The following is a 9,669-nucleotide window of genomic DNA, read 5'->3' as shown; positions in this document are numbered from 1 at the left end:
AGTTCGACTTCCCGCCGTCGCAAACCAGCTTCGACGCCGCCTTCAGCCAGGACTAGGTGGTGTCCGGAAGATCGACTGCCTACCCGCGCGCATTGGCGGTCTTCCTAAATGAACCATGGAGCTTCATGAATCAGGCCACAACTACTTGCACTCCATCGGCACTCAGTCGTTCAACCACTTGGGCAGGCACCGCAGCGTCAGTCACCAAGATGTCGATATCCTCCAAAGGACAAACCGCGGCCATGGCCGAGCGGGAAAACTTGCTGCTGTCAGCAACCAGAATCGTCCTTCTGGAGGCATCAATGATGGCTCGCTTGACGGCAGCATCCTGGAGATCGTGCGCCATCACACCATCTGCCGGGGACGCCCCACACGGAGAAATGATAGCTGTGTCGAACCGAACCGAGTGGAGTGATGCCTCCGCCAGCGGCCCGGTAATCGATCCCTCGTCATGGCGGACCGACCCGCCGGGCGTAATGAGATTGATGTTGGATTTTCCAAACAGGGCGCCGATCGCCTGCACTGAAAACGGCATCACAGTGAGCCTGGTGCCGACAAGGACACGGGCTATCTCAACGCAGGTTGTACCGCTATCGAGGGCCACGGCCTCCCCGTTTCGGACCAGTTTGGCAACTGCGGCCGCTAGAAGTTGTTTGGTTTCCGCCAGCTCGATTTCCCTCATGGCGTACGGAAGGCCCTCTCCGAGCATCATCATGCTCACCGCACCGCCACGTGTTCGCCGTAAGACACCGGCTTGTGCAAGGTGTTCCAGGTCCCGGCGAATCGTCACTCCAGAAATGCCCAACTGCTCGGACAGCCCGGCAACGTCGACTTTCCCGTCCCTGTTCAGTCGCTCCAAAATGCGCTCGTGCCGTTTGGTTCCATTCATGATCAAATGATACATCGAGTATGATCATACGAAAGCCAGCGGCGTCTATTAGCAATCTGGGTCTCCATACCGCGAGTCGCCGGCCCTATTTGAAGGACTTCTAATGGCTGAATCTCTCAGCAACATTTCCCCCCAACTGCTGCGGGCACGTTTGGGTGTCTTCGGAGCATTCACCATCGTCGGCTTCCTCACGGCGATTTGGTTGGTAAACATTCCCGACATCCAGCAGCGAACAGGAACTTCCCACGCTGTTCTCGGCGGATTGATCCTTTTGCTCGGTCTCGGTGCGCTCATCTCCATGCAATTTGCAGGGTCTCTGATCAAGCGCTTCGGCAGCAGAACACCGACGCTGATAGGCCTTGGCATTCTGCTGGTTTCAGTGAACTTTCCAGGCATGGCTTCGGACGCCCTTAGCTTGGGCATAGCACTCTTCATTTTTGGACTCGGTCACGGCCTAACGGACGTGGCGATGAACCAGCACGCGGTGGTGGTCGAGCGCGGGTATCGACGGCCCATCATGTCCGCTTTCCACGCGTTCTTCTCATTAGGAGGTGCCCTGGGTGCTATAGCCGGGGCTGCTGGCCAGTCGATCCACCTTCACGTGTCATGGATTCTACTGAGCGGCGCCCTGCTGGGTCTCGTTGGTACAGCTTGGTCGGCGTTTTCAATGCTTCCAAAAGCCAGTGAAGAGTTGCTCGATTTGGGCCAAATCCCCGCGATGTCGGATGAGTCGGCCTCTTTAGACCATCCAGTGGCGCCTAAGCGCGGCCGAATGCTGGCACTGGCACTACTTGCGTTTCTAGTGTTGCTCTCGGAAGGCGCAGCTAATGATTGGAGTGCACTTCAGACCGTTGAGCGTTTGGGCGAACCGGAGGCGGCAGCTGCCTTGGCATATGGGGCCTTCGCCGCCGCGATGACAATTGGCCGACTTCTTGCTGACCGTATCTCACATGCGATCGGACCCCTCAAGGTCGTGAGATTCGGATCTCTCATTGCGGCAGCCGGAATGCTCGTAGTGGTGGCCTCTTCTTTCTATCCCGTCTCCCTCTTCGGTTGGCTGCTTTTCGGATTGGGACTCTCAGGGATCATTCCGCAGGTTTACACTGCGGCCGGGAGTATGGGCCGATCAGATGCCGGTAAGACGCTCTCGCGCGTCGTGAGCTCCGGTTACATCGGGCTTCTAGCTGGGCCCGCGATCATTGGCTGGCTCGGCGGGATGCTCGGCCTGACCTTTGCCTTCCTGCTGCCGTTCCTCTTCTGCATCGCGGGAATATTCTTGGCGTCGACGCTGACTAGAGACAACGAAAACCTGGCAGAACCTGCCCTCGCCGCGAGTAAGGACGCGGAGAGCTAGGGAGGCCCAGACCATTGGCCGTCCTCCCACCCTGTCAGATACTGTCCCGTCGGTGGCGGTCAGCGAACGGCGGCAACTCTGAGTTCATCCCCCATGGACGCCGCCGGCTCCCGGGCGAATCTGACGCTCGCCCTGTTCGTGTGGATCACCCGCCCGTAGCCAAAAGCGCGACTTCCGGGAACTGTGATTTCAGACGGTGGCACTGAACCGAAAAGCCCCGGCGAGGCGCAGGCCGCAATGCGTTCTCTTGACTGCCGCCGGATTCCCCGTGGCATGCCGCATCATTGCTGGTTCGTCGGCACTTTCGTCTCGGGCGACGACCGTCGCATCGCCCGTTACCGCCACCAAAAGCAAGACTGTGCCGAGGACTCTCGTCGGGGTTGATTCGATTAGCGAATCGCCGGAAACTATGGCCATCACGCCGTCGGAACACCTGACCACCGAGACGGCGGCCCAAGGCGGGGCGTGAAGACATTTGACATGGCCCCGGGCCGGACGAGTCCGCTAACAACGGTCGGTGACAGCCCTGGGTTCTAGACGTATGAACCCCCGACTTGACCAAAATCGAGCCTGCCAAGTCGTTGACGAATCATGTAGCCATGCCCTTGCGGCACCATGAACGCCCAACACAAGGAAAGGAGGCAACCGGCCACGGCCATCAACAAAATGGCCCCGAAGGGGCCACAAAAAAGCTGATTTGTGCACAGTCAGAGGGCTAAAGGCCCCCTGACCTGCGGAAACACGTGCCCGAGGTGGGACTCGAACCGCATTCGGGGCCTTGAAAACACAGGGAAGTCCAGAAATCATAGCCAGTACGAACTTGCACTGGAGGCAGACCCGAGCTCCCGCTTGGCAAGCTCAGCAACCAGCTTCTCGGCCACGGTATGCTCGCCGGCTGGAACATAGACCAGGACACGGCTTACCGGACGCGGAGGCTGGCAACGCCGGATTGACCAAGCATCCATTATCGGCGAAAACGTACGGGAGTTGCAGTAGCTGCGCGAACTCCCGCGGCGTCGGTTCCGGCGATCCAGCGTTCGCCCGAGTCACAGGAAATATCCGGCTCGCCCGGAGTAGCGGACAAAACTCATGTCTCAAGGCTGCCCGTCGCAGCGAAGTGCGCAGGGTCGCCTGGCGCGCTTCGGAGGAGCTGCTACTTGGCCAGGAAGCGGAGTAGGATTTCGTTGATCTCGGCGCCGTGCGTCCAGAGCATGCCGTGCGGTGCGTCTTCGATCTCCACGTACTCGGCGGACGGAAGTCGCTTGGTGAATTCACGGCCAGTCGAGTTGATCGGCAGGATGCGGTCGTCCGTTCCGTGGACGATCAGAGCAGGGACGGTGACCTTCTCGACGTCGGAGCGGAAGTCTGTCAGCCATGAGTCGACGACGGCGAAGGACGCGTACCAGGACGAGCCGGCGGCAACGTTCCACGCATTCCGCAGCGCTTCCTCGCTGAGGCGGGTTCCGAGGAAGTTGTCAGTGTTGAAGAAGTCGTTGTAGAAGGCGGTGAACCAGGCGTAGCGGTCCTCCATGGCGGCGTTTCGGATGCTGTCGAACACTGAGGACGGAACGCCGGTGGGGTTGTCTTCGGTCTGCAGGAGGAACGGTTCGAGGGAGGCGAGGAATGCTGCCTTGGCTACGCGGGCTTCGCCATAGATGCCGATGTAGCGTCCAACTTCGCCGGTGCCCATCGAGAAGCCGACGAGGACGGCGTCCTGCAGGTCCAGGGTTTCGAGGACAGTGTTGAGGTCGGCTGCGAAGGTGTCGTAGTCGTAGCCCGTAGTCGGCTTGCTGGATTTGCCGAACCCTCGGCGGTCGTACGTGATGACGCGGTAACCGGCATCCAGGAGGGCTGCGGTTTGCTTCTCCCAGGAGCCGCCATCCAACGGGTAGCCGTGGATCAGGACAACCGGCTGGCCCATGCCGTGGTCCTCGTAGTAGAGCTCGATTTCCGTGCTGTTCTCGGTACCGACATTGATGAAGCCCATGGTTCTGTTCCTTGTCCCGAAGGCAGAGAACGATCGTTCTCTCGCGGTCATCACAGCTCCGAACGGAGCGATGTAATTGGTCTTTCTGTAGTTTTCGTTCACACATAGTCCCGCTTCGGAGGGATCGGGCCATAGCCACTTTCCCAATCAATACGCCGGGTCATACGGTGCCGAGACTCCGGGCTCAGAACCGCCTGTTCCGACTCAGCCGCTCCATGCTGCCAGGGCATGTGCCGCTTACGACGCCGAACGGGGATTGAGGACTCAAGAATGGAGCCTAAAGTTTGATGCCCTCCGCTGTCTTACTTGGGTGGAACTCGATGTTCTGCGTCGCGGAAAACCCGCAGCGCGGGAAGGGATCCGTGTCAAGGACGCATTCCAAGTCCTCCCAGCAATAGTCTGCCTAGCCCTGTGCATTCACGATTTTCGTCATGGAGGACTATATTCTCCGGGCGAACCGCGTGTGCCCGGTTACCCTGCACACACGGCTGGCCGGTGATACCGGTGAGTCACGCAGCGGAGGCCTCGTCGTGATCGGTCGACTCCGACACGGCCCGCCATGTCGCCAACTCGGACTGGACTCGACCGATCTTCGCTTCGACGGCGCGGATCGTGTCGGTGCCCAGCTGCAGTCGCACGGGCGGGTTCGGAGACTCCACCATATCGACCATCGCGCGAGCGGCCTTCGAGGGGTCGCCGGGCTGAGCGTGGTTGACCCGCGCCGCAGTTTCCCGCATCGATCCGGCCGGCCCGTCGAGATAGTCGTCAAGTTGCCGCTGCTGGACGTGCACACTACTGGAATCCAGGAAATCGGTGCGGAAATAGCCGGGCTCGACAACTGTGACGTGAACACCGAGGGGCGCAAGTTCGGTGTTCAACGCCTCGGACAGGCCCTCTACCGCAAATTTGGTCGAGGCATATACGCCCCAGCCCGGCGATCCGACGAACCCTCCGACAGAACTGATGTTGACGATGTGCCCGGATCGGTTCTTCCGTAGCTCGGGGGCCACCGCACGCGTGACTGCCAGCAGACCAAAGACATTCGTGTCATACACCGCCCTGATCTCCGCGTCGCTGGCCTCCTCGACTGCCCCGAGCAGCCCGCGGCCGGCGTTGTTAACGAGCACATCAATCCGACCGAACCGCTTAACCGCGGCCTTGACTGCAACTGCCGCCTGCGCCTCCTCGGTCACATCAAGGGACACAGCGAGCAGACTGGAACCGGCGTCGGAGAACGCCGCCTCCACCGCATCCTTGCTCCTAGCGGTGGCGACCACTTGGTGCCCCCGGGACAAGGCCTCACGCGCGATCTCGGCGCCGAACCCGCGGGACGCTCCGGTAATGAACCAAACGCTCATTGCTCAACCTCTTCCGTGTTTATGTAACTGATGCGCTCAGAGCGCAGGGACGCGCAGGAAGGCCTGACTAACTACCGCCGGCCAAGACCCCGACCACCAAACGGACGCCCTCGCCTGCGCCGGCGCCGAACGGTCGACGTGTACCTCGACCAGGTCGGTGACTAGCTGGTCATCATCCGCCTCGACAGAGCGGCCTGCGCTCCACCTCGTCACCCTCGGCAAATGCTGGCCTATGAAGACACCTTTTCCACAATCCCAATCGTTCCGATTCAGTCGAAGCATGCTTCAGAGCAGTTGCCGCTTATGACGCGGAACGAGGAGGATTCAGAATTCCAGATTGAGTCCTAAAGTTTGATGCCCTCCGCGGTCTTACTGGGTTGGAACTCGATGATCTGCGTCTCGGAAAACCCGCGGCGCCGGAAGGGATCCGTCTCAAGGACCCGTTCCAAGTCCTCACGGCTATCAGAGCGGGCAAGCAAAACACCACCTACGCGGGGGACCTGCCGCCCTGAAGCAATCAGAACTCCTGTTTCGTACATTGAGTCCAGCCAGGCATTGTGGTCGGGAAGGGCCTCGTCAATGTCGTTGAGACCGGTGACATAGCTAACGATGACTATAAAAATGTTCAAACCTCCTGTGTCGGGCTCTTAAGGGCAAAAGCGCATCTCGTCAGCCGGCAGCAGGGTCTGTGCCCGGTCCCACCGCATCCTAGGAATTGGCTGGTTCGAAGGGGCTTAGATTTTCCACAGGCCGGTGCTCCTCGCGCGTTTCCGTCAGCAGCTCGTGAAAACTGTTTCGAATCCGCCGAATGCCTGCGTCATCCAACTCCCGGACTCCGTGGATGACCAGCGGTTCCTGCCATGCCATGCCGAGTCGCCGTGCTGTCGCTTTTAGAGGGACAAGCATTGCTTCGTACTCCCAGCCGTGGAGGCCGTCGGGGCCGTAGCCTTCGAAGGCGCCACCGGTAGTGGTAACAATGCGGAGCGACTTACCGGCCAGGGCCCCGGGAGTGCCGGTCCCGTAGGCCCAACCGCGGGTCAGGACCTCGTCCAGCCAGCGTTTGAGAATTGAAGGCATGGCGTACCAGAACGTGGGGTATTGCAGCACGATGTGGTCTGCCCCCGCGATAGCATCCTGTTCGGCCTGGATATCAATGGAGTCCGTCCTATACAGGTCGGAAAGGACGCGGATGTGAACATCCTCAAGGGACCTTGACTCCTCGAGTAATGCGGCGTTAATGCGAGAACTGCGGAGGTCCGGGTGGCCGACGATAAGTACTGTCTTCATGCTGTGCTCCAACGACTCACTCACTTATCCTGCACAGGTGCTTTCTCTGCCAGTTCCGGTCGAGTAACCGGGTGCCCGTCGATGGACTCGTAAAGACTCTTGGAGCGGGCAAGGCCGTCCATCAGGCTGGCCGGTCCCCTGAAAGGCAGACCACCGATGTGCCAACCGTCGGTGTGCAGTTCCTCAATGAGCACCCAGACCACCTCGCGGAAGGCTTCAGATCCTTCAAACTTCACCATGACGTCAGTTAGGGCTGCCGCCATCCGGTGCTTTTCATCTTCCGTGAAGACGCCGTCGACGAGCTTGACATTTACGAAGGGCATTACCTTCTCCTCTTTGTAGGTGCTCCGGATTGCCCGGATATACCAAGCTTTGACCATGGGCGGCGTCGGCGGACCCGCGAATGCCGTCAAGCACCCCACAGATATCGTCAGAGTGTGTCGGAGGCAGGTAGTGAGGTCCAGGGAACCATCAGGGCTGCGACAAGAGGCGTTCCAGATACAGCGAGGGACTCATTCCGATCTTCTGCGTAAAGACCCGCCTCATCGTCTCAGCACTTCCAAATCCGCTTGCGGCTGCCGCTGCGGCGACAGTCGTTCCTCGCTGGAGCATTGCTTGAGCCGCTTCGATCCGCACCGTTTCGACGTATCGACCAGGGGTAGTGTTGGTTCCCTCTTGAAATAGCCGTGTGAGGCTACTGGCGCTGAGATTCGTCATGGCGGCCATGGCGTCAATCGAGTAATCCGCGCCAGGATCGGCGGTGATGCGGTCCAAGAGCTTTCTGAGGGCGTGGTCCCGGGGAACGCCCACCTGGACGGCGACCGAGCGCTGGGATTGACCTCCCGGCCGTTGATTGAAAATGACCATTTGACGGACGACCGCCCGGGCAACGTCGGGGCCGTAGTCCTCCTCAACTATGAACAACGCCAGATCCACCCCGGAACTGATGCCCGCCGAGGTGATGATCGAACCGTCCTGCACAAACAACGCATCAGGCACGACATGCACCAGTGGATACGACCTACTGAACCGCTCGACCTGGGTCCAATGAGTGGTCGCGTTCCGGTAGTTCAGCAAGCCCCCGTGCGCCAAGAGAAAGGCGCCGGTACAGACGGAAGCGATCCGCCCTGCATCACTCGTTAGATGGGAAACCGCCTCGACAAGTTCCTGCTCGAAAGGCCTGGCTACCATCCCATATGCGCCCGGAACAATGACGGTTTCCAAGGCGCCTGTCTCTCCGGCTGCGGCCTCGGCGGTCAAATAGTGTCCATTGGAAGCACGCTTGGCACGGCCATCGCTGGAAACCAAGACAGTGTCGTAGCGGGCCCCAAAAGCATTCGCATGATGAAACACATCAGCGGGCCCGGCAACATCGATCATTGTCACGTTGTCATGGATCAAGAACCCGATAGCCCGGCTTCGATCACTCACTTCTCACCGTAGTCTCTCCAAAATGTGGCGCTGCGCACAGCGTACGCCAACGGGCACTTGTCTGGATGCCCTTGAATAATCATCAAACTTGACCCGTAAGTTCGCAACGGACGACACTCGATGCAACCTCAGGACGACGCAAGCACTGCCCTCATGCCGATACTGCTCATCACGCCCGAGATTGAAGGGATCCGTATTCCGAGAAGAGCAGCATCATCTGCTGCCTGCGCTGGATGGTTGTCGTCCGCGTGGAAGAGATCAGCTTCGACGAAAGAAACCCCGGTATAGGCCGGAATGGCATCGGAGACGAGCGGTCGAACCTTCGACCAGGCGCCGTCTGCGCCGATAAGCAAGTCGGCGGTGATGGTCTCGCCTGAGGTGAACTCGACCTCGTGGCTGCCCGGCTTTCCGGAGAGGGGGCGGATGGCGACGACCTTGTGGCCCCACTGGATCGAGCCTGCGGGAATAGAGTCGATGAGGAGGTCGCGGAGCTGTCCGCGGTCGACTTCAGGCCGACTCATCTCACCGTTGTCTTGGTCGTCGCGGAGGACGGCACCACGGTGGTCCAGGATGCGCGTGGCCTCCCCGCCGGGGTGGACAAGTGCCTTGAACTGTTCGAACAGGCCGGCGGCGTGGATGGCGAGTTGGCCGTTTTCCTCGTGGATGTCGAGCATGCCGCCCTGCAGGCGGGCTTTGCGGTCGGGTTCGAGTTCGAAGACGGCGGATTCGATCCCTTTTGTACGCAAGACGCGGGCAGTAGTGAGTCCGCCGAGACCGGCACCGATGATGGCTATCGGGTAGTGAGTGGTGATGATGCTCCTCCTATGTTGCGTGCGGGGGTGTGCCTATGGACGTGGCGACGCGTTCGAGGAGCGCAATCAACTCACCCTGCTCGGCCGGGCTCAAGACCGAGAGCACCCGTTCCTGGGCTGCGCCCATGTCCCGGTCGAATCCGGAGACGAGTCGTGAACCCTCTTGGGTGACCCGGAGGAGCTTGACACGCGAATCTCGAGGCGACGGCGAACGCGTGAGGTAGCCGCGCTCTTCCAGCCCTTGCAGCAGGCTGGCGACGCTGGCCGGTGTGGTGCCGGACATCTCAGCAACCTCCCGTGCGATCACCCCCCGTTCCTGGTTCTCCTCGATGAATCCAAGGGAGACCGCTTGCGCCCGCGTCAGCCCACTCTGCCGCACCCAAGCGTCGGCTTGTGCGCGCTGCGCGAGACCGAGGGTTCGGATGAGCGCGCTGATTCGCATCGCCTTAGATGTCATACTTAGAACTCTAACTATTAGAGTTCTAAGTGTCAAAAAATGAATCCCGAAGGCCAGCGAGGCACTTAAGGCACGGTTCGCAGAGACAGTCCAT

10 protein-coding genes are annotated in these 9,669 nt (G+C 60.1%); 1 reads left to right on the top strand and 9 read right to left on the bottom strand.

Annotated elements, in window-relative coordinates:
- Nucleotides 1-130: 130 nt before the first annotated feature.
- On the bottom strand, nt 131-889 hold the full coding sequence (locus tag QRN59_RS10865) for a DeoR/GlpR family DNA-binding transcription regulator (RefSeq protein WP_284982537.1): 759 nt from the start codon (nt 887-889) through the stop codon (nt 131-133).
- A 103-nt stretch (nt 890-992) separates the two neighbouring features.
- Between QRN59_RS10865 and QRN59_RS10860 the strand changes: the two genes are divergently transcribed.
- The gene (locus QRN59_RS10860) at nt 993-2,243 is read left to right on the top strand and encodes an MFS transporter (RefSeq protein WP_284982536.1); all 1,251 of its coding nucleotides are present in this window, start codon (nt 993-995) and stop codon (nt 2,241-2,243) included.
- Between the two features lie 1,153 nt (nt 2,244-3,396).
- On the opposite strand, the gene QRN59_RS10855 is transcribed toward QRN59_RS10860, so the two are convergent.
- The 8 genes from QRN59_RS10855 to QRN59_RS10820 all read right to left on the bottom strand — a co-directional run bounded on the left by QRN59_RS10855 (nt 3,397) and on the right by QRN59_RS10820 (nt 9,575).
- Entirely contained in the window at nt 3,397-4,230 is an 834-nt protein-coding gene (locus tag QRN59_RS10855) for an alpha/beta fold hydrolase (RefSeq protein ID WP_284982535.1), read from the bottom strand.
- Between the two features lie 509 nt (nt 4,231-4,739).
- Nucleotides 4,740-5,588 carry an oxidoreductase gene (locus QRN59_RS10850; RefSeq protein ID WP_284982534.1) on the bottom strand — a complete coding sequence of 283 codons (849 nt, stop codon included), beginning with the start codon at nt 5,586-5,588 and terminating at the stop codon, nt 4,740-4,742.
- 344 nt (nt 5,589-5,932) lie between these two features.
- Nucleotides 5,933-6,217 carry a YciI family protein gene (locus tag QRN59_RS10845; RefSeq protein ID WP_284982533.1) on the bottom strand — a complete coding sequence of 95 codons (285 nt, stop codon included), beginning with the start codon at nt 6,215-6,217 and terminating at the stop codon, nt 5,933-5,935.
- A gap of 79 nt (nt 6,218-6,296) precedes the next feature.
- Nucleotides 6,297-6,875: an NAD(P)H-dependent oxidoreductase gene (locus tag QRN59_RS10840; protein ID WP_284982532.1), complete on the bottom strand. Its 579-nt coding sequence runs from the start codon at nt 6,873-6,875 to the stop codon at nt 6,297-6,299.
- Nucleotides 6,876-6,895: 20 nt separating this feature from the next.
- Nucleotides 6,896-7,198 (bottom strand): tautomerase family protein, encoded by a 303-nt coding sequence (locus QRN59_RS10835; protein ID WP_284982531.1) that lies wholly within the window; start codon nt 7,196-7,198, stop codon nt 6,896-6,898.
- Nucleotides 7,199-7,346: 148 nt separating this feature from the next.
- Complete coding sequence (locus tag QRN59_RS10830) at nt 7,347-8,306, bottom strand: GlxA family transcriptional regulator (RefSeq protein WP_284982530.1); 960 nt, start codon at nt 8,304-8,306, stop codon at nt 7,347-7,349.
- Nucleotides 8,307-8,434: 128 nt separating this feature from the next.
- Nucleotides 8,435-9,091 (bottom strand): FAD-dependent oxidoreductase, encoded by a 657-nt coding sequence (locus QRN59_RS10825; protein ID WP_284982539.1) that lies wholly within the window; start codon nt 9,089-9,091, stop codon nt 8,435-8,437.
- Nucleotides 9,092-9,128: 37 nt separating this feature from the next.
- Nucleotides 9,129-9,575, bottom strand: coding sequence for a MarR family winged helix-turn-helix transcriptional regulator (locus QRN59_RS10820; RefSeq protein ID WP_284982529.1), 447 nt, complete (start codon nt 9,573-9,575; stop codon nt 9,129-9,131).
- Between the last annotated feature and the right edge of the window lie 94 nt (nt 9,576-9,669).

Source organism: Arthrobacter sp. efr-133-TYG-118, from assembly GCF_030209755.1.
Taxonomy (GTDB): Bacteria; Actinomycetota; Actinomycetes; order Actinomycetales; family Micrococcaceae; genus Arthrobacter.
The sequence above is the reverse complement of the archived record's forward strand: the minus strand, read 5'-3'. Positions and strand labels throughout refer to the sequence as shown.

Coding starts and splice junctions, on each gene's coding strand:
- QRN59_RS10865 (WP_284982537.1), bottom strand. CDS start 889: ATGAATGGAACCAAACGGCACGAGCGCATTTTGGAGCGACTGAACAGG.
- QRN59_RS10860 (WP_284982536.1), top strand. CDS start 993: ATGGCTGAATCTCTCAGCAACATTTCCCCCCAACTGCTGCGGGCACGT.
- QRN59_RS10855 (WP_284982535.1), bottom strand. CDS start 4,230: ATGGGCTTCATCAATGTCGGTACCGAGAACAGCACGGAAATCGAGCTC.
- QRN59_RS10850 (WP_284982534.1), bottom strand. CDS start 5,588: ATGAGCGTTTGGTTCATTACCGGAGCGTCCCGCGGGTTCGGCGCCGAG.
- QRN59_RS10840 (WP_284982532.1), bottom strand. CDS start 6,875: ATGAAGACAGTACTTATCGTCGGCCACCCGGACCTCCGCAGTTCTCGC.
- QRN59_RS10835 (WP_284982531.1), bottom strand. CDS start 7,198: ATGCCCTTCGTAAATGTCAAGCTCGTCGACGGCGTCTTCACGGAAGAT.
- QRN59_RS10820 (WP_284982529.1), bottom strand. CDS start 9,575: ATGACATCTAAGGCGATGCGAATCAGCGCGCTCATCCGAACCCTCGGT.